Genomic DNA, 23724 nt, shown 5'->3' with positions numbered 1-23724 from the left:
GGCATCAACATGGGATCGCGGTTCATGTGCACCGTCGAATCGGCGATCCACCAGAACGTCAAGGAAGCGATCGTCGCGGGCAGCGAGCTCGACACGGAGCTGATCTTCCGGCCGCTGCGCAACACCGCTCGGGTGGCCAGCAACGCGGTCTCGCGCGAGGTCGTGGAGATTCTCGACCGCGGCGGTCAGTTCGAGGACGTCAAGGATCTGGTGGCGGGCAAGCGCGGCGTGAAGGTCTACGAGGTCGGCGATCTCGACGCCGGAATCTGGAGTGTGGGCACCGCGATGGGCTTGATCAACGACATCCCGACCTGCGGGGAACTGGTTGCCCGCATCGTCGACGAAGCCGAGGAGATCATCAGCGAACGGCTGAGCGGGATGGTGGTGGCCGACGAGGAAGAGAACGTGGCCTAAGAGCGCCCGAGCGAACGCGCGGCCCCTCGGCGCGCGTTCGGTCAGACGGCGGTGCGCAGGGGGTGCTCGTCGTCGAGCTGCTCCGAGGTATCGCCTTCTACCAGGACATCGCCGTGGTAGAGCGCCTCGAAGTCAACCTTGATGACATCGGCACTGGTGTCGTCGATCCACATGTACTCGACAGTAGGGGTCACCTCTAAGGAATCATTGAGTCACGATTCGGAAAATCGTGGCAATCTTACCGGCGGGTAGGTTTTGCCGAAGAGCCGTTCTAACTCGGGGCGGTGAAGTGGATCGGGTTGGTTCCGAGCAGCGCCACCCACGTCAGGACCGCGGCGGCCAGGGCCGCGATGAGCAGGCCGACGGCTATGCGCGTTCCCCACATCGTTCTGCCGAGCACCTTCGCATCGAAGGAGTACGCCCCGGCGCCGACGAACAACAGCGCTGTCGCTCCGATGCCGATCAGGAACGGCGCATTGAACGGTTCGGACCAGAAGGCCATCGTCGACACGTTGACCGCCCATGCATCGACCATCGCCGCGATCACCGCGAATGCCGCCAACGGCGTCAGCGCGCCGACGATCAAGCCCAGCCCGCCGAGCGTCTCGGCCGTCGTCACCAGGAACGCCGCCAGACCCGGTAGTCGCCAGCCGGCGGACTCCATGAACCCGACCGCCGTGTTGAAGTCGAAGGCCTTGATCAGGCCGGCCTGAAGGATCGCCGCGCCGATGCCGATCCGCAGGATCAGCAGGCCGACGTCCACGGCGGTGTCGCGCGTGGTGGTGCTGGTGGCCACGTCCGTCGTTGTCATGCCGATTACGACTACCAGACAAGTCAGAACTCATCGCGGGGAATCGCGGTGAACGTCGCGGGTACCTCAACCGTGTCCCGTACGGGTGCATTGACGCCTCTGACTTACCGCTGTTAAGTTATCGTCGTTATCGGCATGAAGTGCCGACCGAGAGGATGCGGCGTGCTGCAACGAATCGCACATCTGGCCATGGCGGCGCCTCGGCGCGTCATCGCGATCGCGGTGCTGGTGATGGTCGCGTGCGGAGTGTTCGGGATTCCCGTCGCCAAGCACCTGTCCGCCGGCGGGTTCCAGGACCCCACGTCGGAGTCGGCGGAGGCCAGCCGGCTGTTGGTGGACAAGTTCGGTCAGGGCGACATGGAACTGCTCATCAGCGTGCGCTCCGACGACGGAGCCCAGAGTGCCGCGGCCCGTGCCGTCGGGGAGGATCTCGCTGCGCAACTGCGGGCCGCGCCCTCCGTCGTCGACGTGACCTCGCTGTGGACCGCGCCGCCCACGGCCGCTCCGGCGTTGATCAGTCGCGACGGCAAGACAGGATTGATCGTCGCGGGCATCACGGGCGGCGAGAGCGGGGCGCAGAAGCACGCGAAGGAACTCACCGAGCGGCTCGTGCACGACCGCGACGGCGTCACCGTGCGCGCCGGCGGCGAGGCGATGATCTACGTGCAGATTAACGGCCAGAGCGAAAAAGACCTGTTGAGGATGGAAGCCATCGCGATTCCGTTGAGTTTCGTGGCGCTGGTGTGGGTGTTCGGCGGGTTGCTGGCCGCCGCGCTGCCGCTGGCCATCGGTGGTTTCGCGATTCTCGGTTCGATGGCGGTGTTGCGCGCGGTCACCTATTTCACCGACGTGTCGATCTTCGCGTTGAACCTCTCGGTGGCAATGGGATTGGCGCTCGCTATCGACTACACGTTGCTCATCATCAGCAGGTACCGAGACGAGATCGCCGACGGGGCGGACCGCGACCGCGCGCTGGTGCGCACCATGGCGACGGCCGGGCGCACGGTGTTGTTCTCCGCGATGACGGTGGCGCTGTCGATGGTCGCGATGGTGTTGTTTCCGATGTACTTCCTGAAGTCGTTCGCCTATGCGGGAATTGCGGTGGTGACGTTCGCGGCGGTGGCCGCGGTGGTGGTTGCGCCCGCGGCGATCGTGCTGCTCGGCGACCGGATGGATTCGTTGGACGCACGCCGTCTTGCGCGTTGGGTCTTCAGCCGGCCGAATCCGGTGCGCAAGCCCGTCGAGCAAACGTTCTGGTACCGATGCACGAAATACGTGATGCGCCGGGCACTTCCGATCGGGATAGCGATCGTCGCGCTGCTGCTGGTGCTGGGCGCGCCGTTCCTCGGGGCGAAGTGGGGATTCCCCGACGACCGGGTACTGCCGGAGTCGGCGTCGGCGCGGCAGGTCGGCGACGACCTGCGCACCAACTTCGCCGTCGACTCGGCGCGCAACGTCACGGTCGTCATACCGGAAACCCGCGGGATCACGCCCGCGCTGGTGGACCGTTATGCCGCAGACCTGTCGCGCGTCGCCGACGTGTCCTCGGTGTCGGCGCCCGGCGGGACGTTTGTCGACGGCAGGGTGGTCGGCCCGCCGTCGGCCGCGACCGGCGTCAAGGACGGCAGCGCGTTCCTCACGGTGGCCAGCACCGCGCCGCTGTTCAGCGACGCCTCCGAGGCGCAACTCGATCGACTGCGGGTGGTGAGCACCCCTGCCGATGTTCCGGTCCAGTTGACCGGTGTCGCACAGATCAACCGGGACAGCGCCTCGGCGATCACGACGCGGCTACCGCTGGTGCTCGGCGTGATCGCCGCGATCACCTTCGTGCTGCTGTTCCTGCTCACCGGCAGCGTCGTGCTACCGCTGAAGGCCTTGGTGCTCAACGTCTTGTCGCTGACGGCCGCGTTCGGGGCACTGGTGTGGATCTTCCAGGAAGGTCATCTCGGCGCACTGGGCACGACACCGACCGGGACCCTGGTGGCGAACATGCCGGTGCTGTTGTTCTGCATCGCATTTGGGCTGTCGATGGACTACGAGGTCTTCCTGGTGTCGCGGATCCGTGAGTTCTGGTTGAAGTCGGGACGGACGCGCGCCGACAACGACGAGAGCGTGGCGCTCGGTCTGGCGAAGACGGGCCGCGTCGTCACAGCGGCGGCGCTGCTGATGTCGATCTCGTTCGCGGCGCTGATCGCGGCTGAGGTGGCGTTCATGCGAATGTTCGGTGTCGGGTTGACCCTGGCGATACTCGCGGATGCCACACTGGTGCGCATGGCCCTGGTTCCCGCGTTCATGCATCTGCTCGGCCGCTGGAACTGGTGGGCGCCCAAGCCGCTGGCAAAGCTGCACGCACGGATCGGCTTGAGCGAGACGGCCGAATCCTCGTCGGCGGTAACGAAACCGTCGACCGAGCCCGTGGGAACCCGATGAAACGCCGGCGTGCGCCACGCGGATCGGGAGAGCAGCTGCGCGACGAGATCCTCGACGCGACCACCGATCTGCTGCTCGACACCGGCCACGCCAAAGACGTGTCGATCCGATCGGTCGCGCAGCGGGTGGGGGTGACGCCGCCGTCGATCTATCTGCACTTCTCGGACAAGGATGCGCTGCTCGACGCGGTTTGTGCGCGGTACTTCGAAAAACTCGACGAGGAAATGCAACGGGCGGCGGCGGACGAACCGTCGACCATTGATGTGCTGCGCGCGCAGGGGCTGGCGTATGTCCGGTTCGCACTGAAAACGCCTGAGCTGTACCGCATTGCCACGATGGGACCAGGTCGGCCGGGCAGCAACGTGGACGTCGCACTCAACAGCTCGGCGTTCGCGCACATCCGAAGCTCGGTCGAGTCGCTGATGGCCGAAGGCGTTTTCGCTCCTGGCGATTCGACCGTCGTTGCGTTGGAATTGTGGGCGGCGGCCCACGGGGTGGCGGCGATGCTCATCTCCAGGCCGTACCTGCCCTGGGGTGACGTCGAGGAATTCACCGACCGGGCGCTAAGGGCCGTGGTCGTGGGAGAGATCGTGGCGGGTGGCATCGACCCGAAGGCCCCACCGCAGGAGACCGTCGCACGACTGAAGGGACTGCAGAATGTCGAACACAGTAGATAACCCGTTCTTCGCGAAGCTGTGGACGGTGCTGTCGACACACGAGACCGACGCGATCCGGCAGTTGCGCCGCGAGAACCTCGCCGGCCTCTCCGGCCGTGTGCTCGAAGTCGGTGCGGGTACCGGGACCAACTTCGAGTTCTACCCCGACACCGTCACCGAGGTGGTGGCCGTCGAACCCGAGCGCCGCCTGGCTGAACATGCCCAGCGGGCGGCCGCGGCGGCGCAGGTCCCGGTCACCGTCAGGACCGACACGGTCGAGCAATTCATGGCGTCCGGCAACGAACCGTTCGACGCCGTGGTCTGCTCATTGGTGCTGTGCTCGATCGAAAACCCGGAAACCGTGCTGCGGCAGCTGCATTCGCTGTTACGACCGGGTGGCGAACTCCGTTATCTCGAGCACATCGCCGCCAGCGGTCCTCGCGCGCGGCTGCAGAGGATCGCCGACGCGACGGTGTGGCCGCGGCTGCTCGGTAACTGCCACACCCATCGGCATACCGAGGAAAGCATCGTCGGCGCCGGTTTCGACGTGGCGGGCGCCCGGCGGGAATGGACGATACCGCGGTGGCTGCCGCTGCCGGTCGCCGAGGTTGCGATCGGCCGGGCGGTCAAGCCGTAGCCGAGTCCGACGGGCTACTACCGGCGACGGCCAGGGAAGCCGCTGCCCATCCCGAATGGGAGCTGGGGCTGGTTGGCAGGCGGCGCCACCGTCCCCGGCCGCGTCTTGATCGACACGCTGCCGTTGGTCTGGCAGACGGACTGGAACTGCGTATTCTGGCAGGTCGGTCGAGCATCGGCCGTCGGGGCCGAAATACCCGTTACGACAACCAAACTCGCCATCAGCAGTGCTGGCTTGATGCGGCCCATCATGGTGTCCTTCCCCGTGCGGGCGAGAACTGCGATAGCGGAATGGTCATGCGGTGCACGACGCGACATCCGGCGGCCATCAGGGGCAGGCCGATATGACGACGGGGGCGGTCGGACTCAGTGGCGTGTTGTTGGCCGCTGCCCGGTTGAACGCATCCGCGCGAGCCGCCTCGACAGTCGCTCCGGCTCCGCCTGCCACTACGTCGCTGACGTCGTCAGCGACGGATACGATGCAGAGTCGATCGTTGGTCACCTCGTCGCTGGTGCACTCCACGCCACCGGCGCTCTCGCATTGCGCGATCACGGCCGCCGATGCCTCCTCGTTGGTGTCGCCGGTCGCGGTGAAACCGACCACCGCGCCTTCGAACACACCGGTACCGACCGCCGCGGAGATGTCCTCGGGGTCCTCGACGACACCACCTTGACCACCCGCCCAAGCGGTGCCCGCCGTGATGCCCGCGCCGACTACGCCCGCAGCTGCGATCACCGAGACCAAACGGGTATTGACCATTCGGATTCCTCTCATCAGCAGAGTGTTTCGGATATTACACAGCGCTGATCTTGACAGTTCGGAATCGACGAAGTTGACCGACGCCCGTCAATTGGCGATTCGCCGACCGGTCAAACGCACGCGCTTCGCTAGCGGAGCAGCGCGGGCAGCCGCTGCAGCAGATTGGGCAGCGCGCCCGCCGCAGTTTCCCGCAGTGAGACCGTCGCGGCGTCCGACAGCGGTGTGCGTTCGGGATTCACTTCGATGACCACGGTGCCGTTGGCCAGCGCGATCTCGGGAAGCCCGGCCGCGGGATAGACGATCGACGAGGTGCCGACGACGATGACGAGGTCCGCCCCGGTGACCGCCGCCACCGACCGCTCCCAAGCATCCTCGGGCAGCGCCTCGCCGAACCAGACCACGTTCGGACGGATGAGTCCGCCGCAGGCGCACCGCGGCGGGTCGACGGTTTCCACCGGTTCCGGCATGGCGGGCAGGTCTCCGGCGTAGGCCGCTTGGCAGCGGTCGCAGCGGAATTCGAACAAGCTGCCGTGCAGGTGATAGACGTTCTTGCTGCCCGCCCGCTCATGCAGGTCGTCGACGTTCTGGGTGACGACGTGCACCTCGGCATGGTCCTGCCAGGCGGCGACGGCAAGGTGACCGTCGTTGGGCTGCACCGCACCCATCATGTAGTGGCGCCACAAATACCACGCCCAGACCTTCTCCGGGTTTGCTCGCCAACCCTGCGAGCTGGAGATTTCGTACGGGTCGACCTTCGCCCACAGCCCGGTCTCGACGTCGCGGAACGTCGGCACACCGCTCTCGGCCGAGATGCCCGCACCGCTGAGAACCGTTACCTGCACATGACCAAACTAGCCGGTGTGGGCAATACTGAGCACGTGGCCAACTTGGGGGATTGGGTACTGATCGACCAGCGTTCGTCAGGCGCTTTGTACGACCAACTCAGGACGCAGATCATCGACGGCGTGCGTGACGGCAGGCTGGCGCCGGGGACCCGGTTGCCGACGGTGCGTGAGTTGGCCGGTCAGCTCGGCCTCGCGGTGAATACGGTGGCCCGGGCGTACCGCGAGTTGGAATCCGCCGGAATCCTCGAAACCCGTGGCCGCTTCGGAACGTTCGTCGCCCGCGCGGACCCAGCGGACGCCGCGATGGCCACCGCTGCGAACACGTTCGTCTCGGCGGCCAAGGCGCTCGGCGTCGACAAGGCCGATGCGTTGAGGTATGTGGAGACGGCGTTCGGCTGAGCTCAGCCGCAGCCGAATGACGATCTAGCGGCGAGGCACGAGCTGCGTTGAGGAGTACGGCAATGAATGTCAGCCGAATTCGAGCAGCGTGAACACCGGTCGTACGGAATCGAACATGGGAAGTCGCTGAGCGCCCCACATCAGGGCGTTGAGCACTTTGCCGCGTCCGGGCGGCAGCGGCACGTCGTGCACCGCGCGGATTCCCGGGATCTCGTCGACCAGGCCGGCGACTTGTGAGGGTGTCATGCTGAACGGCATCGGCGGCACCCGGTAGCGCAACGACGGACGCAACAGGCCGCGGGTGATCAACTGGGCGAACCAAGCCGGCGCCAGGTCGAACATCATCCCTCCGCCGGGGAAGCGGTCGGCGCACTCGGCGATCAAGCCGAGCGCCTCGTGCGGCTGCAGGTACATCAACAGCCCCTCGGCGGTGATGAACACCCCGTGCTCGGTGTCCACCTGGTCCATCCAGCTGAAGTCGAGCGCCGACTGGGCCAGCATCTGCACCCGGTCAGAGGAGGCCACTAGCTTGCGTCGCAACTCGATCATCGGCGGCAGATCCACGGTGAGCCAACGGAACTCGTGCCCCACATCCGCGGCATCGAGGCGGTAGAAGCTGGTCTGCAGTCCCTCGGCGAGCGCCACCACGGTCGCGCGTGGATGATCACCGAGATAACGACGTGCCTCCCGGTCGAACGCGAGCGCCCGCACCGCCATGTCCTGACGGCGCGAGAGCCCGAACTTGGCGAAGTCGAAGTCGATGGAGTCGGCGAGCTGGATGGCCATCGGGTCCTGGAGCAGCGCATCCGGTCGACGGGCCTCGGTGGCCCGCACGCGCAGCGTCATCAAGGCGGTCTCGGAGACACCGGTAAGCACGGTGCCGTCGGCTTTCGAACTCACCTGACCGAATGTACCTACCGCAACACCTTGTCCAGCGTGCGCAGGTTGCGGGTGGTGGTCGATGACTTGTAGCGCTTCTTGCCCATGGTCTTGCCGATCGTCGAGTCCAACGTCGCAGCTCTGGGCACCTGCCAGTAGATGACCCCGTCGCCGCGCTGGATCTTCTCCTCGGGTCCGGCGTCGTCGCCCAGTGCGGCCAGCTCGTCGAGCACCTGTTCGTCGGTCACGAATGTCACGTATGAGTGGTGTTCGGGCACCTCACGCTCGAAGGGGTACGCGGCGGAGATCGCCGCCACCACATCGAGCGGATAGGCCAGCACCCAGGCGTCGTAGCCGAAGGTGTCACGCAACACCTTCTCCGCCTTCCGGCGCACCGCGTCGACCCCGGCCTTGCTGTCGAAGACGACGTTACCGCTGGCGAGAACCGTTCGCACCGAACCGAATCCGGCGTCTTCGAAGGCCTTTGCGACGTCGGCCATCTTGAGGTTGACGCCCCCGACGTTGACCCCGCGCAGAAACGCGGCATAGCGCGTCATGACCCGAACTCCAGCAGTGTGAAGCTGGGACGGCCGCGGCGCATGATCCCGACGCGATCCCAGACGGGTGAGGCGAGCACCTTGAACAACCCGCGTCCCGGCGGCATCGCGACGTCTCGGGCGGCGCACACACCGGGAATGCGTCCGGCCAGCGCGACGGCCTCGTCCGGCGACAGCCCGAACGGCATCGGCGGAGCGACATATCGGTCGGAGAGCTTGAGTTTTCCGCTCACCGTGCGGCGGCTGAACCACGGCGGGACCGAGTCGAACATCAGCCGGCCACCGGGGAAGCGGGCCGCGCAGTCGCGGATCAGGCCCAGCGCGTCGGCTGGATCGAGATACATCAGCAGGCCTTCGGCGGTGATGAACACGCCGTCAGTCGCGTCTACGCGATCCATCCAGCTGCGGTCCAGCGCCGACTGCGCGAGCGGAATGATGCGCTCGTCGTGTGGCAGCAGCTTGTCCCGCAACGCCATGACGGGAGGGAGATCGACGGAGTACCAAGTCAATTCGTCTGTGACGCCGTGGCGCTGCAAGCGCCAGAAACTGGTCTGCAGGCCTTCGGCAAGTGCCACCACCGACGCCTTCGGATGCGCGGCCAGGTACTCGCGCGCGGCCGCATCGAAGGCCACGGCGCGTAACGCGTGCGACTGGTTGGGTCTGCCGAACTTGCGGTAGTCGTAGTCGACCGCGTCGAACAGCGTGACCGCCCAGGGGTCGCGGATCACCCCGTCGGACCGCTTGGCCTCACTGGCGCGGTTGTGCAACGTCCACAGCGTGGTCGCGGAGACGCCGTCGAGCACATTGCCGTCTATTCGAGTTGCAGCACCGGTCACACGTCGATGGTAGAGACGTAGGCTCGGGACATGGGACGCCACGTGTTCGACGACAAGCTGCTCGCGCTGATCGGCGGGAACTCGCTGGGCGTCCTCGCAACGATCAAGCGCGACGGCCGCCCACAGCTGTCGAACGTGTCCTATTACTTCGATCCGCGTGCGCTGACCATCCAGGTGTCGATCACCGAGCCGCGGGCCAAGACCCGCAATCTGCGGCGCGACCCCCGGGCCTCGATCCACGTCAGCTCCGACGACGGCTGGTCGTATGCGGTCGCCGAGGGCGATGCCGTCCTCACCCCGCCCGCGGCCTCCCGAGACGACGACACCGTCGAGGCGCTGATCGCCTTGTACCGCAACATCGCCGGTGAGCATCCCGACTGGGACGACTACCGGCGGGCGATGGTCGATGACCGCCGGGTGGTGATGACGCTGCCGATCTCGCACTTATATGGGATGCCGCCGGGTCGGCGGTAGAGCTAGGCTGCCGTCATGGCCGATGCACCGGAAGACGAGACCAAGCGCAAGTTCCGGGAAGCGCTGGAGCGCAAGAAGGCCCAGGCGGCCGGCGGGTCGGCGCACAAGGACGGCGGCGCCAAGCAGCCGAAGGCGCACGGACCCGTGGAGCATCGTCGGGAATTCCGGCGCAAGAGCGGCTGACCCGCGCAAGAGGTCAGTGTGTGACGGCTTTCTCCGCGCCGATGCCGGTCAGCGAACGCACCTCGAACTCGGCGTTGGTGTCGGGATCGCCGCGGTCCCGCGACGTCAGCGTGCCCACGACGCCGAGCGCGAACGCCAGCGGAATGGACACGATGCCGGGATTGGCCAGAGGGAACCAGGCGAAGTCGACGTCGGTCAGCATCGCGGTCTTGGAGCCGGAAACGGCGGGGGAGAACACGATCAGCACGATCGTCGAAATCAGGCCGCCGTACATGCTCCACAGCGCGCCGCGGGTGTTGAACCGCGGCCAGTACAGCGAATACAGGATCGTGGGCAGGTTCGCCGCGGCGGCCACCGCGAACGCCAATGCGACGAGGAACGCGATGTTCTGCTCGGCGGCCAGCACGCCCAGGCCGATCGCGAAGACGCCGAGCACCACCACCGTGATGCGCGAGACCCGCACCTGCTCGTACTCGGAGACTTGGTGGCTCTTCATCACGCTGGCGTAGATGTCGTGCGCGAACGACGTCGCCGCCGTGATGGTCAGTCCCGCGACCACCGCGAGGATCGTCGCGAACGCGACGGCCGAAATGATGCCCAGCAGGATCACCCCGCCCAGTTCGAACGCCAACAGCGGGGCCGCCGAGTTCTGCCCGCCGGGCGCGGCCAGGATGGTGTCGGGCCCCACGAGCGCCGCGGCGCCGTACCCCAGAGCGAGGGTGAACAGGTAGAACGCGCCGATCAGCGCGATCGCCCAGACCACCGAGCGCCGCGCCTCCTTGGCGGTCGGGACCGTGTAGAACCGCATCAGCACATGGGGTAGACCCGCGGTGCCCAGCACCAACGCCAGGGCCAACGAGATGAAGTTGATCTGCGACGTCAGCGAGGCGCCGTACTGCGCGCCGGGGGCCAGCACGTCGCGCCCGGCGACGGCCTCGTTGGCGGACCCGGAGACCGCCGATTGCGCCGCGCCGAGGATCTCGGAGAAGTTCGCCCCGAACTTGGCGAGCACCCACACCGTCATCAGCGCGGCACCGCCGATCAACAGCACGGCCTTGATGATCTGCACCCAGGTGGTGCCCTTCATGCCGCCGATCAGCACGTAGACGATCATCAGTACCCCGACGGCCGCGATCACCAGGGCTTGGCCGAGGTCGCTGGTGACGTTGAGCAGCAGGGCAACCAGACCGCCGGCACCGGCCATCTGTGCCAGGAGGTAGAACAGGCAGACGGCCAGCGTGGTGGTCGCCGCGGCGAGGCGCACCGGACGCTGCTCGAGCCGAAAGCTCAACACGTCGGCCATCGTGAATTTTCCTGCGTTACGCAGCAATTCGGCGACCAGCAGGAGCGCCACCAGCCAGGCGACCAGGAAACCGATGGAGTACAGGAAGCCGTCGTAGCCGTAGACCGCGATCGCGCCCGCAATACCGAGGAAGCTGGCGGCCGACAGGTAGTCACCGGAGATCGCGATACCGTTCTGCGGGCCGGTGAACGCTCGTCCCGCGGTGAAGAACTCGGCGGCGGTGGCGTTCTTCTTGCTCGCGCGGATCACGATGTACAGCGTCACCGCGACGAACAACGCGAAGATGCCGATGTTGGCGACGGGGTTGCCGACGCCCGAGTCGGCGGCCAGCAGCGTGGTCATACCGCGCCGCCTTCCAGCTTGGTGCGGATCGCTTCGGCCCGCGGATCGAGTTCCCGGTTGGCGAAGCGGACGTAGAGACCGGTGATGACGAACGTGGAGACGAACTGACCCAGGCCGATCAGGATTCCGACATTGATGTCGCCCCACACCTTGATCGCCATGAAGTCGTGCGCGAACGCGCCCAGCAGAACGTAGGCGAAGTACCACACGAGAAACAGCGCGCTCATCGGGAAGACGAAGCGGCGCAGCCTGCTACGGAGTTCCTGGAACTCCGGGCTGGCTTGTGCGGCGCGATACTGTTCGCCGCTGATCGGGGTGTCCGAGGGTGATTGTCGGGTCTCGGGCACCGGCGACTCCTGATCTCGATGTAGTTGTGCGTCACGCTGGGCTGGTTGCCACGCAACTGTAAGCCCAACGTCGGATCTAGACTGGCCGAGTGGCGAAACTGCAGCTCGTTCAAGACCCTGAGGCCGACGTACTGTTGGAATCCAATCCGTTCGCGCTGTTGGTGGGAATGCTTCTCGATCAGCAGTACCCGATGGAGGCGGCGTTCGCCGGGCCGAAGAAGATCGCCGACCGGATCGGCGGCGTGGACGCCCGTGAGATCGCCGACTACGATCCCGACGAGTTTGCCGCGTTGTGTTCGAAAACGCCTGCGGTACATCGCTTTCCGGGTTCGATGGCCAAGCGCATCCAAGCGTTGGCGCAGTTGATCGTCGATCGCTACGACGGTGATGCGGCGGCGTTGTGGACGGCCGGCGACCCGGACGGTGCGGAGGTGCTGCGTCGGCTCAAGGCGCTGCCCGGGTTCGGCGAGCAGAAGGCGAAGATCTTCCTGGCGTTGCTGGGCAAGCAGTACGGAGTGACACCGCAAGGCTGGCGCAAGGCCGCCGGGGAATACGGCAAGGCGGGTTCTTTCCTGTCGGTGGCCGACGTGGTGGACCCCGGGTCGCTGGAGAAAGTGCGGTCGTACAAGAAGCAGGCCAAGGCGGCCGCGAAAGCCGCTAAGGCCTAGATACCGCGGAGTCGTCGCAGTCCAGGCGGGCCAGCGTCTTGATGACCCCGGCGACGACGCGTCCGGTAGTGGTTCCGGTGTCGAGGCCTTCCTTGAGAGTGCGTAGCCGAAGTCCGCGGTCGCACAGTTCGGCGACGGTGCGGGTGACGTCGGCGCCGGTGCGGCCGAGCCGGTCGAGCGCGACGACGACGATGGTGTCGCCCGAGCGTGCATAGCTCAGCATCGCGTGCAGCCCCGCGCCGATACGGTCGGCGGAGTCCGACAGCCGGTCGGTGAAGACGCGCCGCGGGTCGACGCCTGCAGCGTTGAGCGCCGCGAGCTGACCCTCGAGGCCCTGCTCGGCGGTGCTTGCTGTGGCGTAGCCCAGCATGCAGGTCACCTTCCCAAGATCGCACGACACCCGCGGCGCCGAAACCGACACCACCACATCGAGTCTCGTTGCCGGCCGAACTGTTATCGGACGTCAACATGCATCGGGGCGTCAGGTGCTGAGCGGGGCGCCGTCGAAGCGTTCCCTGGTCGCGATCTCGGCGACGGGTCGTCGGGTCAGCTTGGTCAGTTGGCGGACCGGTTTGCCGAGCGGCAGCAGCGCGGCGATCGCGTAGTTGTCGGGAATGCCGAGCAGTTCCCGGACGCGTGGTTCTTCGGCGACCGCGGCCGTGGTGAGCACCCCACCGTAGCCCTCGTTTCGGGCGGCCAGCAGGATGTTCCAGACGAACGGATAGACCGAGGCGCCCGCGATCAGGCCGACCCGGTCGAGGTGCTGATCGAACGCCGCCACGACACCGAGGTCGACGCAGACCACCAGCACCGCCTCGGCCGTTCGCAGCGGCGACTGGTTCGGCACGTTCACCGCTTCGATGGTCTGCGCGTCAACCTCGCACGGGTGCAGCGGATTCCACGGACTCTCACCGTTGCGCAGTTGCGCGATGTAGCGCTTGGTGCCGGGTATCGCGCATTCGATCAACGCCTCGCGGGTCTGCCGATCGCGGACCACGACGACCCGGTTGCCCTGACGGTTGCCGCCGCTGGGCGCGAAGCGGGCGTTGTCGAGGATGCGCTCGAGGACGTCGTCGGGTAACGGGTCGCCGGTGTATTCGCGCACCGCCGCCGTCGTGCGCATGACGCTGTAGAGGTCCATGGCTATATCTTGAGCCAGTCGATGGCGACCTGTGCGAAGGTGAGGATATGAAGACGCACCTGAACTGCCCCTGTGGCGAAGCGATCGTCGGTAAGGACGAGGAGGACCTGGTCGAGAAGGCTCAGGCGCACCTCTCCGAGGCACATCCCGGTCGCGAGTACGACCGGGACGCAATCCTCTTCATGGCCTACTGATTTCCGCTTCACAACCCCGCGCGAGCGACCGCGTTTGTACATTGCGCGGCGGCGTGTCGCCGTGCAAACACGGCCGCTCGCGGAGGTGAAGTGTGCGCTACGGAACGACCGTCGAGCCGATGGTCGGCATGAACTGACACTGCTTTTCGGTGGTCGTGACCTGTCCGAAGATCGTCGAGATGATGCTGCCCGTTCCGGTGTCGGCGATCGCGGTCAAGGTGGTCGGCCCCTGCGGGTTGATATCCGACCGCGGCTTGAGCGTGGCGCTGCCTGACTTGCCGGTGGTCAGGTTGACCCAGGTGACGTTGAGCGGCAGCTTCTGTTCGGCCGCGGGGCCCGGCGTGCCGACCGCGGTGAACACATAGGCGGTCTGGCCCGGTCCGGGTCCCGGTGTCGGGATCTTCGCCGGCCCGGCCACCGAGATCGCGGTGGCGAGCACATTTCCGCCGTCTGCGAGACAGCCGTTGCTGATCGACGGGTACATGAAGTCCTGCGTCGGTGGCGCGTCCGGTCCGAACGCCGGACCGGGGGCAGCCTCGGGTGCGGGCGCGGCTTGCGGTGCAGGGGCCGGAGCGGCCAGGGGCGCGGGCGCCGGTGCGGGTGCCGGCGCTGGGGCAGGGGCGGGTGCCGGCGCGGGCGCAGGGGCCGGTGCCGGCGGGACGACCGCTTCCGGTGCCGGGGCCGGCAGCGCCTCCGGCGCCGGTCCCACGGCATGCCTCGGGTCGACGCCCGCAGGCAGGTGCGCCTGTGCGCCCGGCACGGCGCCGGGTGCCGGATTGTGGGCGACGAACTGGTTGACCGCCGTCGCGACATTGCGCGAGTCGGCAGGTGCGACGGCGTCACCGGCGAACACCGCGGCCGCAGCCATCAGCGTCGACGCCGCATTGGTCGGATCGGCGGCGGCCTGCTGGATCGCCGGGCTGATGCCCTGCACCGCCGTCAGGCCCGGCGCTTGCAGGCTGTCGATCGGCGGCGGGGGCGGAGGTTCTGCGCCGGCCACACCGGTCACGCCGCTGATGAGCAGCGTGGCCGATGAGCCGATCGCGATGGCGACGGTGGCGAACATCCTTCGAGCTGACATGGCTCCCTCGGTTCGGGTTGTGGTGGTCGTGTCGGCCAGTTGGTAGTCCGGCGTCGCCGCGGTGATCACGGAAGGGCGGACAGCGGCATCAGCAGCGGCGCCATACCTGCGCTGGGTGCCGCCGGCGCCGCGGGTGCGACGGCCGCGGGTGCGACGGCGGCCGGGGCGCTCGGTGTGGCGGCGGTCGCCGCGGCAGGCAGCAGGCCCGACAACGGCGAGTTCTGCGGCATCAGCGAAGCCAGGCCGGTCGGCAGGTTCGACAACAGATTGCCCGCCGGATTGGCCGGCGCCGTCGTCGCGGGCGCAGCGGGTGCCGGCGTGCCGGGCAACGCCGCCGGTGGCTGCGGCAGGGTGACCGAAGCCGTCGCCGACGGAGGTGTCGCGGCCGGGGCGGCCGGCGCCTGGGCACTGCCGAGCAGCGACGTGACACCCTGCATCAGCTGCGATGCGGCGGCCGGGTTCGACGCCAACTGCTGGATGAGGGGCAGGCCGGGCACACTCGGCGCGGGGGCCGGGGCGGCAGGCTGTGCGGTCGCAGTGGCGCTCAGCGCCAGCGCGGCCGAGACCGCTCCCGCGGCGGCGATCATCGTGGTGGCGAACAGTTTTCCGGTGCTGTGCATGGTTCTCCCAATCAGTTGTTTCGGCACGCCTGCGGCCGAAGCTACGGAGTTACTGGTGTTACTCAAGTGACACGTGTGGCGGTGACGCAACCGTTACTCAAGCGAAGGGTTTCGGTGACCGGCCGATAGAGTCGGGCGGATAGACACCTCGACGAGCGCCGATCCGTCACCGCCGCGCACGCCCGCCCGACTGGCCGTTGCGGCGCCGGTGCTGCTGGTGGTCAGCATCGCCGCGCGACTGGCGTGGACCTACCTGGTGCCCAACGGCGCGAACTTCGTCGACCTGCATGTCTACGTCGGCGGTGCCGGCGCGCTGGACCACCCCGGCGCGCTCTATGACTACGTCTACGCCGACCAGACGCCGGACTTTCCGCTGCCGTTCACCTATCCGCCGTTCGCGGCGGTGGTGTTCTATCCGCTGCACCTGCTGCCGTTCGAATTCGTAGCGTTTCTATGGCAACTCGGCATCATCGCCGCGCTGTACGGCGTCGTGCGGATCAGTCAGCGACTGCTGGGCGCCGGCGATCGGCGCCTCGCGATGCTGTGGACGGCGGTCGGCATCTGGATCGAGCCGATGCGCAGCACGTTCGACTACGGCCAGATCAACGTGCTGCTGGCGCTGGCAGTCCTCGGTGCGGTGTACAGCACGCGCTGGTGGCTGTCTGGATTGTTGATCGGGCTGGCGGCCGGTGTGAAGCTGACGCCGGCGATCTCCGGGTTGTATTTCGTCGGGGCGCGGAGATGGGGTGCGGCGGCTTTCTCGGCGGTCGTTTTCTTTGCCACGGTGGGTGTTTCGGTGCTGGTGGTCGGTGACGAGACCCGGTACTACTTCACACAACTGCTCGGCGACGCCGACCGCGTCGGCCCCGTCGGCACGTCGTTCAACCAGTCGTGGCGGGGCGGGGTGTCGCGGATCATCGGGCACGACGCCGGCTACGGGCCCGCCGTGCTGGTCGGTATCGCGGTGACCGCGGTGTTGGCGGTGTTGGCGTGGCGGGCGATCGGCGGTGCGTCGGATCGGCTGGGGGCGATCGTGATCGTGCAGTTGTTCGGCCTGTTGCTGTCACCGATCTCGTGGACGCATCACTGGGTGTGGCTCATTCCGCTGATGATGTGGTTGTTGCACGGACCGCTGCGCCGCCGGTTGGGCGCGCGTGTGTTGGGCTGGGGCTGGCTCGTGCTGACGCTCGTCGGGGTGCCGTGGCTGCTGAGTTTCGCGCAGCCGACCATCTGGGTGATCGCCAGACCGTGGTATCTGGCGTGGGCGGGGCTGATCTATATCGTCGCCACGCTGGCGACGTTGGGCTGGATCGCTTCTACTGGTCGACGATCGCGTTGATGTCGCGGGCCATCTCGACGTCCTTGTCCGTGATACCGCCGGCAGAATGCGTGACCAACGCGAAAGTCACTGTCCGCCAACGGATGTCGATATCAGGATGGTGGTCTTTGGCCTCCGCGTGCTCGCCCACCCGGCGCACCGCGTCGATGCCGTCGAGGAATGCGGGAAACTTGATCGAGCGCCGCAGGGTGCCCTCGGCGCGCTCCCAGCCGGGCAGGTCGGGCAGTGCGGCGTCCACTTGTTCGTCGGTCAACACAGCCATGGTTTCGACCGTATACCGTCGGCCGCAGTGTTGAACCCCGAGCCGAACCAGATCGTCGTCGCCGGTGCCCTGATTTCGGGCCCGCAGCTGCTCGTCGCCCAGCGCGACCGGCCGCCCGAGTTGGCCGGCCTGTGGGAGCTGCCCGGCGGCAAGGTGGCGGCCGGTGAGACGGACGAAGCCGCGCTGGCCCGCGAACTGCACGAGGAGCTCGGTGTCGTCGTGCAGGTCGGCGCGCGACTCGGCAGAGACGTCGTGCTCAACCCGACCACCGTCCTGCGCGCGTACCTCGTCACCCAGGCCGCCGGGACCCTGCACCCCAACGACCATCGCGCCCTGCGCTGGATCGGCGTCGGTGAACTCGACGACCTTGCCTGGGTGCCCGCCGACCGGACGTGGCTGGACGAGCTCAGGCTGGCGCTCGCGCACTAACTCATGCATCGAGACTGCGCACAGATCGCGTTTCGCGCCGCGGAATTCGCGATCTGTACGCAGTCTCGGCGTCTTCAAGCTCGCCGGGCCCGCTTGTAAACCTTCGCCAGATGCTTGCCCCGGATGCCGTTTCGTTCGGCCTTGCGCACCTGGTGAACGACGACCGGACAGCGCTTGCACCGCGGCTTGCTCCGACAGCACTTCTTCTTCGGCTCGAGGTCGGCGAGCTTGCTGGGCTTCAAGTGACGGGTATCTCTCGTTTTCGTGATTGGCCGACCGCACTGGGATGATTCGGAAGTGAATTCGCAGCCTGACTTCAGAAACGTCGCCATCGTGGCACACGTCGACCACGGGAAGACCACCCTGGTCGACGCCATGCTGCGGCAGTCCGGCGCCCTGACCCACCGTGGTGACGACGCCACCGAGCGCATCATGGACTCCGGTGACCTCGAGCGGGAAAAAGGCATCACGATCCTGGCCAAGAACACCGCGGTGCACCGTCACCACGCCGACGGCAGCGTGACGATCATCAACGTCATCGACACGCCCGGACACGCCGATTTCGGCGGTGAGGTCGAGCGCGGCCTGTCGATGGTCGACGGCGTGCTGCTGTTGGTCGACGCGTCCGAGGGCCCGCTGCCGCAGACCCGGTTCGTGCTGCGCAAAGCCCTGGCCGCCCACCTGCCGGTCATCCTCGTCGTCAACAAGACCGACCGCCCGGACGCGCGGATCGCCGAGGTGGTCTCCGACAGTCACGACCTGCTTCTCGACGTGACCTCCGACCTCGACGAGGACGCGCAGAAGGCGGCCGAGGAGGCGCTCGGGTTGCCGACGCTGTACGCGTCGGGCCGGGCCGGCATCGCCAGCACCACGCAGCCCGCCAACGGCGAGAACCCCGACGGCAGCAACCTCGACCCGCTGTTCGACGTCCTGATGCAGCACATCCCGCCGCCTAGCGGCGATCCGGAGGCACCGCTGCAGGCCCTGGTCACCAACCTCGACGCGTCGGCGTTCCTGGGTCGTCTGGCGCTGGTCCGCATCTACAACGGCAAGCTGCGCAAGGGTCAACAGGTGGCCTGGATGCGCGAGGTGGACGGCGTGCCCGTCGTCACAAACGCGAAGATCACCGAACTTCTGGCCACCGTCGGCGTCGAACGCAACCCCACCGAGGTGGCGACGGCTGGAGATATCGTCGCGGTGGCCGGCCTTCCCGAGATCATGATCGGCGACACCCTCGCCGACCCCGACCATGCGCACGCGTTGCCGCGCATCACGGTCGACGAGCCGGCGATCTCGGTCACGATCGGCACGAACACCTCGCCGCTGGCGGGCAAGGTGTCGGGCCACAAGCTCACCGCGCGGATGGTGCGCAACCGCCTCGACCAGGAACTCGTCGGCAACGTGTCGATCAAGGTCGTCGACATCGGCCGGCCCGACGCATGGGAGGTGCAGGGCCGCGGCGAGCTGGCGCTGGCCGTCCTCGTCGAGCAGATGCGCCGCGAGGGCTTCGAGCTGACCGTCGGCAAGCCTCAGGTGGTCACCCGCACCATCGACGGCAAGCTGCACGAACCGTTCGAGGCGATGACCATCGACTGCCCCGAGGAGTTCGTCGGCGCCATCACCCAGCTGATGGCCGCGCGCAAGGGCCGCATGGAGGATATGGCCAACCACGCCGCGGGGTGGGTGCGGATGGACTTCGTCGTGCCCAGCCGTGGGCTGATCGGTTTCCGCACCGACTTCCTGACGTTGACGCGCGGCACCGGGATCGCCAACGCGGTGTTCGACGGTTACCGGCCGTGGGCCGGCGAGATCCGCGCCCGCCACAGCGGGTCGCTGGTGTCCGACCGCAGCGGCAGCATCACACCGTTCGCGATGATCCAGCTCGCCGACCGCGGCCAGTTCTTCGTCGAACCCGGGCAGGACACCTATGAGGGTCAGGTCGTCGGCATCAATCCGCGCGCCGAGGATCTCGACGTCAACGTCACGCGGGAGAAGAAGCTGACCAACATGCGGTCGTCAACCGCCGATGTCATCGAGACGTTGGCGCGGCCGCTGGAACTGACCCTCGAACAAGCCATGGAGTTCTGCGCCGAGGACGAATGCGTGGAGGTGACCCCCGAGGTCGTCCGCGTCCGCAAGGTCGAACTGAACGCCAGCCTGCGTGCGCGCGCCAAGGCGCGTGCGAAAGCCCGGGGCTGAGTATGACTGTCGCCGGCCGAGCGGCTCCGGCCCTGCCGATACCCTGAACATCGTGTCGGGACCCCTACGCGCCATCGCTGCACTTTCGGCGATGGTGACACTGGCGGCTGCCTGCACCGTCAGCCCGCCGCCCGCGCCGCAGAGCACCGACACCACGGAGACGACGGCGCCTCCTCCGGTGAAGGCGACGCAGATCATCATGGCGATCGACTGGATCGGCCCGGGCTTCAATCCGCACCTGCTGTCCGACCAGTCGCCGGTCAACGCGGCGATCAGCGCGCTTGTGCTGCCCAGTTCGTTCCGGCCGATACCCGATCCGAAGACCCCGACCGGTTCGCGGTGGGAGATGGACCCAACGCTGTTGGAGTCCGCAGCGGTCACGAGCGAGGACCCGTTCACGGTCACCTACAAGATCCGGCCCGAGGCGTCGTGGACCGACAATGCGCCGATCGGCGCCGACGACTACTGGTACCTGTGGCAGCAGATGGTCAGCCAGCCCGGCGTGGTCGACCCCGCGGGCTATGACCTGATCACCGGCGTGCAGTCGGTGGAGGGCGGCAAGACCGCGGTCGTGACGTTCTCGCAGCCGTATCCGGCGTGGCGCGAGCTGTTCAACGACATCCTTCCGGCCCACATCGTCAAGGATGTGCCCGGCGGTTTCGCCGCCGGGCTGGCGCGAACGCTGCCTGTCACCGGCGGGCAGTTCCGGGTGGAGAACATCGACCCGCAGCGCGACGAGATCCTGCTGGCCCGCAACGACCGGTACTGGGGTCCACCCGCCAAGCCCGACCTCGTTCTGCTGCGTCGCGGCGGCGACTCCGCGGCTCTGGCCGACTCGATTCGCAACGGCGACACGCAGGTCGCCCAGGTGCACGGCGGAGCGGCCACATTCGCGCAACTGTCCGCGATCCCCGACGTGCGCACCGCGCGAATCGTCACTCCGCGCGTGATGCAGTTGACCCTGCGGGCCCAGCAGCCCGCGTTGTCGGATTCCCAAGTCCGAAAGGCGATTCTGGGTCTGCTCGACGTCGACCTTCTCGCCTCGGTGGGCGCCGGTGACGACAACACGGTGACCTTGGCGCAGGCGCAGGTGCGCTCGCCGTCGGATCCGGGTTACGTGCCCACGGCGCCGCCGGCCATGGCCAAAGAGGACGCGCTCGGGTTGCTCGCCGACGCCGGTTATGAGCTGGAGCCCGTCGTGACCAGCGCGCCACCCACCCCGGGCGCCCCGCCGCCGGACGGTGACCGCGGGCGGATCGCCAAGGACGGCGTGCCGCTGTCGTTGGTGATCGGGGTGGCAGCCAACGACCCGACCTCGGTTGCCGTCGCCAACACGGCCGCCGACCAACTGCGCAACGTCGGCATCACGGCCTCGGTGTCGGCGCTCGACCCCGTGGTGCTCTACGGCGACGCGCTGACCAACAACCGCGTCGACGCGGTGGTCGGGTGGCGGCATGCGGGCGGAGACCTCGCCACCGCGCTCGCGTCGCGCTACGGCTGCCGGGCGCTGGAGGCGACGCCGGTGGCGACGGTGCAACCCGGGGCGACGGCGCCGAAGACGCCGACCGCCACCGCACCGACCGCGCCGCGGCCCACGCCGACCGCGACGACGCCGAGTCCGGCGCCTGAACCGGGCGAGCTCGTCCAGGCACCGAGCAACATCACCGGCATCTGCGACCGCAGCATCCAGCCGAAGATCGACGCCGCGCTGGACGGCTCGGCGGACATCGCCGACGTGATCACCGCCGTCGAACCGCGACTGTGGAACATGGCGACCGTGCTGCCGATCCTGCAGGACACCACGATCGTGGCGGCCGGGCCCAGCGTCCAGAACGTCAGCCTGTCGGGCGCCGTGCCGGTCGGCATCGTTGGCGACGCGGGCCAATGGGTGAAGACCAAGCCGTAGCACTCGCAGCGCGGTGTCATCGGGCCAGGCAAGCTGGTGCGAATGGAACCCAACACGGTTGACCGCGCCACCGGGCGGCTGTTGTTCGTGCACGCCCACCCCGACGACGAGACGCTGACCACGGGCGCCACGATCGCCCACTACGTCGCCCGCGGTGCGCAGGTGCGCGTCGTCACGTGCACGCTTGGCGAGGAGGGCGAGGTGATCGGCGAGCGGTGGGCAGGTCTGGCCGTCGACGCCGCCGACCAACTCGGCGGATACCGCATCGGCGAGTTGACCGCGGCCCTGGGCGCGTTGGGGATCGGCGAACCGCAGTTCCTCGGTGGCGCCGGACGCTGGCGCGATTCCGGGATGACGGGCACGCCGCTGCGCCACCATCAACGGTTCATCGACGCCGACCCCGGCGAGGCGGTCGGCGCGCTGGTGGCGGTCATCCGTGAGCTGCGCCCCCACGTCGTCGTCACCTATGACCCGCAGGGCGGCTATGGCCACCCCGACCACATCCACAGCCACGAGGTGACGATGGCCGCGGTGGCCGCCGCGGCCGGGTCGCAGTTTCCGGGCGAACCGTGGACCGTGCCGAAGGTCTACTGGGCGGTGACGTCGAAGACCGCGATCGCCGAGGGGCTCGCGGCGATCGACGACGCCCCGCCGGAGTGGACGCGGGTGACGGTCGACGAGGTGCCGTTCGGCTATCCCGACGACGCGATCGATGCCGTGATCGACGTGCCCGCGCAGTTGAGCGCCAAGGTGGCGGCGATGCGCGCCCACGCCACGCAGATCAGCGTCGCCCCCAACGGTCGCTCGTTCGCACTGTCGAACAACATCGCGTTACCGGTCGGCGCGGTGGAGCACTACATCCTGGCGGCGGGCACGCCCGGGGAACGCGACGCCCGCGGCTGGGAAACCGACCTGCTCGCCGGACTGAACCTTCAATAGCAGTGTTGTGGGGAGTAAGCTGCACCGCAGTCAGCGGCGCCACGAAGGGACGGCACATGGATCAGGATCTCGATCCCAACCTGCAGCACTGGCAGGACCGGCTCGACAGCCTTCAGTGGGTGATCGGCTCGCTGACCGGAGTGCTGGACAGCATCCCGACCTGAACTCGTCCACGTCCGCCACCACGGACCGCCGACGCGTGGCCGTGCTGACGCTGCTGGCCGTCGACGGGGCGCTCTGCGCGGTCGCGGCGGCCTTCTTCCTTCCCTTACGCATCGGCTCGGTTCCGTTTCCCATCAGCGCGCTGATCGCCGGCCTCCTCAACGCCGCGTTGGTGTGGGCGGCGCTGCACTGGACCTCTTCGCCGCGGGTCGCCGCGTTGCCGCTGTGGACATGGCTGCTCACGGTGGCCCTGATGACACTGGGCGGGCCGGGAGACGACATCGTGTTCGGCGGGACCGGGGTCATGGAGTACGCGGCGCTGCTACTGATCGTGCTCGGCACCCTCCCGCCGGCCGCGGTGCTATGGCGGCACGTGAACTAGTCGGCGCTGGTGTCCCCGGCGTCGCCCGCGCCGCCCTTGCCGCGCTCGTCGCCCTTGTCGCCCTTGTCGCCCTTTTCTCCGGAGGTCGCGTCCGTGCTGGCGGTGCCATCATTCGTCGACGAAGCCGGCGTCGTCCGGTCAGCGTCGGTGTTGGCCCGGGTGGTGTCCTCGGCCTCGTCCGCCACCTCTTTCGACTCATCTTCGGTTTCCTCATCGGTTGCCTCTTCAGATTTCGGTGCGCCACTACCGCGCACTTCACCTTGGGCGGCAACCGTTCCCGACGTGGACGTCGTCGGCCCGGAGTCGGCAGTCTCGTCGTCTTTCGTGGTTATTGCGCCTTTCACGTCCGTGACCATTTCGTCGTCCGGACCCGTGGTGTTCTCGGATGCGGGAGAGTCGGCCGGGAGTTCGGTGTCGACGTTTTCGGTGACCGGGGTTTGCGCCGACTCGATCGATGCGGCCAAGGAGAACTCGTCTTCGGTGGTCTCGGCAACCAGCGGCGGCCGCGGTGGCAAGGGTGGGATGGGCGG

The 23724-nt window shown here is 67.7% G+C and carries 31 protein-coding genes; 15 read left to right on the top strand and 16 right to left on the bottom strand.

Annotation, left to right across the window (positions count from 1 at the left end; all coding sequences use genetic code 11):
* Positions 1-414 (top strand): NAD(P)H-dependent flavin oxidoreductase (locus AU188_RS16820; protein ID WP_172799533.1); only part of this gene is annotated, 414 nt, incomplete at its 5' end.
* A gap of 41 nt (positions 415-455) precedes the next feature.
* Here AU188_RS16820 and AU188_RS25810 read toward each other — a convergent pair.
* Together AU188_RS25810 and AU188_RS16815 are read right to left on the bottom strand one after the other, a co-directional pair.
* Complete coding sequence (locus AU188_RS25810) at positions 456-587, bottom strand: hypothetical protein (RefSeq protein WP_090278021.1); 132 nt, start codon at positions 585-587, stop codon at positions 456-458.
* Positions 588-685: 98 nt separating this feature from the next.
* Complete coding sequence (locus AU188_RS16815; RefSeq protein ID WP_059164841.1) at positions 686-1225, bottom strand: DoxX family protein; 540 nt, start codon at positions 1223-1225, stop codon at positions 686-688.
* Between the two features lie 162 nt (positions 1226-1387).
* Between AU188_RS16815 and AU188_RS16810 the strand changes: the two genes are divergently transcribed.
* The 3 genes from AU188_RS16810 to AU188_RS16800 are packed head-to-tail and all read left to right on the top strand — an operon-like array spanning position 1388 to position 4948.
* Positions 1388-3655 (top strand): MMPL family transporter, encoded by a 2268-nt coding sequence (locus AU188_RS16810; RefSeq protein ID WP_059164840.1) that lies wholly within the window; start codon positions 1388-1390, stop codon positions 3653-3655.
* A complete protein-coding gene (locus tag AU188_RS16805) occupies positions 3652-4332 on the top strand; it encodes a TetR/AcrR family transcriptional regulator (protein WP_059164839.1) in 681 nt (226 codons plus the stop codon). The genes AU188_RS16810 and AU188_RS16805 overlap by 4 nt, the downstream gene beginning before the upstream one ends.
* Positions 4313-4948 carry a class I SAM-dependent methyltransferase gene (locus AU188_RS16800; protein WP_059164838.1) on the top strand — a complete coding sequence of 212 codons (636 nt, stop codon included), beginning with the start codon at positions 4313-4315 and terminating at the stop codon, positions 4946-4948. Before AU188_RS16805 ends, AU188_RS16800 begins: the two co-directional genes overlap by 20 nt.
* A 17-nt stretch (positions 4949-4965) precedes the next feature.
* Here AU188_RS16800 and AU188_RS16795 read toward each other — a convergent pair whose 3' ends face one another.
* From AU188_RS16795 to AU188_RS16785, 3 genes are all read right to left on the bottom strand, one after another.
* Positions 4966-5196 carry a hypothetical protein gene (locus AU188_RS16795; protein WP_172799530.1) on the bottom strand — a complete coding sequence of 77 codons (231 nt, stop codon included), beginning with the start codon at positions 5194-5196 and terminating at the stop codon, positions 4966-4968.
* Positions 5197-5275: 79 nt separating this feature from the next.
* Positions 5276-5722 carry a hypothetical protein gene (locus AU188_RS16790; RefSeq protein WP_286137528.1) on the bottom strand — a complete coding sequence of 149 codons (447 nt, stop codon included), beginning with the start codon at positions 5720-5722 and terminating at the stop codon, positions 5276-5278.
* Between the two features lie 113 nt (positions 5723-5835).
* The gene (locus AU188_RS16785) at positions 5836-6549 is read right to left on the bottom strand and encodes an NAD-dependent deacylase (protein WP_059164836.1); all 714 of its coding nucleotides are present in this window, start codon (positions 6547-6549) and stop codon (positions 5836-5838) included.
* A 36-nt stretch (positions 6550-6585) separates the two neighbouring features.
* On the opposite strand from AU188_RS16785, the gene AU188_RS16780 reads away from it, so the two are divergent.
* Entirely contained in the window at positions 6586-6951 is a 366-nt protein-coding gene (locus tag AU188_RS16780) for an Rv1152 family transcriptional regulator (RefSeq protein WP_059164846.1), read from the top strand.
* Between the two features lie 69 nt (positions 6952-7020).
* On the opposite strand, the gene AU188_RS16775 is transcribed toward AU188_RS16780, so the two are convergent.
* The 3 genes from AU188_RS16775 to AU188_RS16765 all read right to left on the bottom strand — a co-directional run bounded on the left by AU188_RS16775 (position 7021) and on the right by AU188_RS16765 (position 9223).
* Complete coding sequence (locus AU188_RS16775; protein WP_082686670.1) at positions 7021-7797, bottom strand: class I SAM-dependent methyltransferase; 777 nt, start codon at positions 7795-7797, stop codon at positions 7021-7023.
* 68 nt (positions 7798-7865) lie between these two features.
* On the bottom strand, positions 7866-8387 hold the full coding sequence (locus AU188_RS16770) for a DUF1697 domain-containing protein (RefSeq protein ID WP_059164834.1): 522 nt from the start codon (positions 8385-8387) through the stop codon (positions 7866-7868).
* Positions 8384-9223 (bottom strand): class I SAM-dependent methyltransferase, encoded by an 840-nt coding sequence (locus AU188_RS16765; RefSeq protein ID WP_059164833.1) that lies wholly within the window; start codon positions 9221-9223, stop codon positions 8384-8386. The genes AU188_RS16770 and AU188_RS16765 overlap by 4 nt, the downstream gene beginning before the upstream one ends.
* A 30-nt stretch (positions 9224-9253) precedes the next feature.
* On the opposite strand from AU188_RS16765, the gene AU188_RS16760 reads away from it, so the two are divergent.
* The gene (locus AU188_RS16760) at positions 9254-9697 is read left to right on the top strand and encodes a PPOX class F420-dependent oxidoreductase (protein WP_059097906.1); all 444 of its coding nucleotides are present in this window, start codon (positions 9254-9256) and stop codon (positions 9695-9697) included.
* 15 nt (positions 9698-9712) lie between these two features.
* Positions 9713-9880: a DUF5302 domain-containing protein gene (locus AU188_RS25565; protein WP_172799532.1), complete on the top strand. Its 168-nt coding sequence runs from the start codon at positions 9713-9715 to the stop codon at positions 9878-9880.
* 13 nt (positions 9881-9893) lie between these two features.
* Here the strand turns inward: AU188_RS25565 and AU188_RS16755 are convergent, their stop codons facing one another.
* Together AU188_RS16755 and AU188_RS16750 are read right to left on the bottom strand one after the other, a co-directional pair.
* Positions 9894-11525: a monocarboxylic acid transporter gene (locus AU188_RS16755; protein ID WP_059164832.1), complete on the bottom strand. Its 1632-nt coding sequence runs from the start codon at positions 11523-11525 to the stop codon at positions 9894-9896.
* Positions 11522-11872, bottom strand: a complete 351-nt coding sequence (locus AU188_RS16750) for a DUF485 domain-containing protein (protein ID WP_059164831.1) — start codon at positions 11870-11872, stop codon at positions 11522-11524. The genes AU188_RS16755 and AU188_RS16750 overlap by 4 nt, the downstream gene beginning before the upstream one ends.
* Positions 11873-11961: 89 nt before the next feature.
* Between AU188_RS16750 and AU188_RS16745 the strand changes: the two genes are divergently transcribed.
* Complete coding sequence (locus AU188_RS16745) at positions 11962-12540, top strand: HhH-GPD-type base excision DNA repair protein (RefSeq protein ID WP_059164830.1); 579 nt, start codon at positions 11962-11964, stop codon at positions 12538-12540.
* Here AU188_RS16745 and AU188_RS16740 read toward each other — a convergent pair.
* Positions 12530-12919, bottom strand: coding sequence for a recombinase family protein (locus tag AU188_RS16740; RefSeq protein WP_156426721.1), 390 nt, complete (start codon positions 12917-12919; stop codon positions 12530-12532). The genes AU188_RS16745 and AU188_RS16740 overlap by 11 nt on opposite strands.
* A 102-nt stretch (positions 12920-13021) precedes the next feature.
* Positions 13022-13681, bottom strand: coding sequence for a nitroreductase family protein (locus tag AU188_RS16735; RefSeq protein WP_059164829.1), 660 nt, complete (start codon positions 13679-13681; stop codon positions 13022-13024).
* Positions 13682-13728: 47 nt separating this feature from the next.
* Between AU188_RS16735 and AU188_RS25030 the strand changes: the two genes are divergently transcribed.
* Positions 13729-13875, top strand: a complete 147-nt coding sequence (locus AU188_RS25030) for a DUF1059 domain-containing protein (protein WP_067221678.1) — start codon at positions 13729-13731, stop codon at positions 13873-13875.
* A 97-nt stretch (positions 13876-13972) separates the two neighbouring features.
* Here AU188_RS25030 and AU188_RS16730 read toward each other — a convergent pair whose 3' ends face one another.
* Positions 13973-14956, bottom strand: coding sequence for an Rv1157c family protein (locus AU188_RS16730; RefSeq protein WP_059164844.1), 984 nt, complete (start codon positions 14954-14956; stop codon positions 13973-13975).
* Between the two features lie 65 nt (positions 14957-15021).
* Positions 15022-15576, bottom strand: a complete 555-nt coding sequence (locus AU188_RS16725; RefSeq protein ID WP_059164828.1) for a hypothetical protein — start codon at positions 15574-15576, stop codon at positions 15022-15024.
* A 139-nt stretch (positions 15577-15715) separates the two neighbouring features.
* Between AU188_RS16725 and AU188_RS16720 the strand changes: the two genes are divergently transcribed.
* Complete coding sequence (locus AU188_RS16720; protein ID WP_082686669.1) at positions 15716-16915, top strand: mannosyltransferase; 1200 nt, start codon at positions 15716-15718, stop codon at positions 16913-16915.
* Here AU188_RS16720 and AU188_RS16715 read toward each other — a convergent pair.
* The gene (locus AU188_RS16715) at positions 16893-17177 is read right to left on the bottom strand and encodes a 4a-hydroxytetrahydrobiopterin dehydratase (protein WP_059164826.1); all 285 of its coding nucleotides are present in this window, start codon (positions 17175-17177) and stop codon (positions 16893-16895) included. The two genes, AU188_RS16720 and AU188_RS16715, sit on opposite strands and share 23 nt — an antisense overlap.
* A gap of 27 nt (positions 17178-17204) precedes the next feature.
* Between AU188_RS16715 and AU188_RS16710 the strand changes: the two genes are divergently transcribed.
* From AU188_RS16710 to AU188_RS16690, 5 genes are all read left to right on the top strand, one after another.
* Positions 17205-17606, top strand: a complete 402-nt coding sequence (locus AU188_RS16710; protein ID WP_286137527.1) for a (deoxy)nucleoside triphosphate pyrophosphohydrolase — start codon at positions 17205-17207, stop codon at positions 17604-17606.
* Between the two features lie 297 nt (positions 17607-17903).
* Complete coding sequence (gene typA, locus AU188_RS16705; RefSeq protein WP_059164825.1) at positions 17904-19805, top strand: translational GTPase TypA; 1902 nt, start codon at positions 17904-17906, stop codon at positions 19803-19805.
* A gap of 91 nt (positions 19806-19896) precedes the next feature.
* Positions 19897-21711 carry an ABC transporter family substrate-binding protein gene (locus AU188_RS16700; protein WP_059164824.1) on the top strand — a complete coding sequence of 605 codons (1815 nt, stop codon included), beginning with the start codon at positions 19897-19899 and terminating at the stop codon, positions 21709-21711.
* Between the two features lie 42 nt (positions 21712-21753).
* A complete protein-coding gene (gene mshB / locus AU188_RS16695; RefSeq protein WP_059164823.1) occupies positions 21754-22650 on the top strand; it encodes an N-acetyl-1-D-myo-inositol-2-amino-2-deoxy-alpha-D-glucopyranoside deacetylase in 897 nt (298 codons plus the stop codon).
* A gap of 160 nt (positions 22651-22810) precedes the next feature.
* Positions 22811-23194: a hypothetical protein gene (locus tag AU188_RS16690; protein WP_216636191.1), complete on the top strand. Its 384-nt coding sequence runs from the start codon at positions 22811-22813 to the stop codon at positions 23192-23194.
* Here the strand turns inward: AU188_RS16690 and AU188_RS25560 are convergent.
* The coding region (locus tag AU188_RS25560) for a hypothetical protein (protein WP_172799531.1) at positions 23191-23724 on the bottom strand (534 nt) is incomplete at its 5' end. The two genes, AU188_RS16690 and AU188_RS25560, sit on opposite strands and share 4 nt — an antisense overlap.

It is taken from the genome of Mycobacterium sp. IS-3022 (genome assembly GCF_001500065.1).
In the GTDB taxonomy this organism is placed as follows: Bacteria; Actinomycetota; Actinomycetes; order Mycobacteriales; family Mycobacteriaceae; genus Mycobacterium.
Note: the sequence above shows the minus strand (reverse complement) of the source record. Positions and strands in the feature narration are given on the sequence as shown.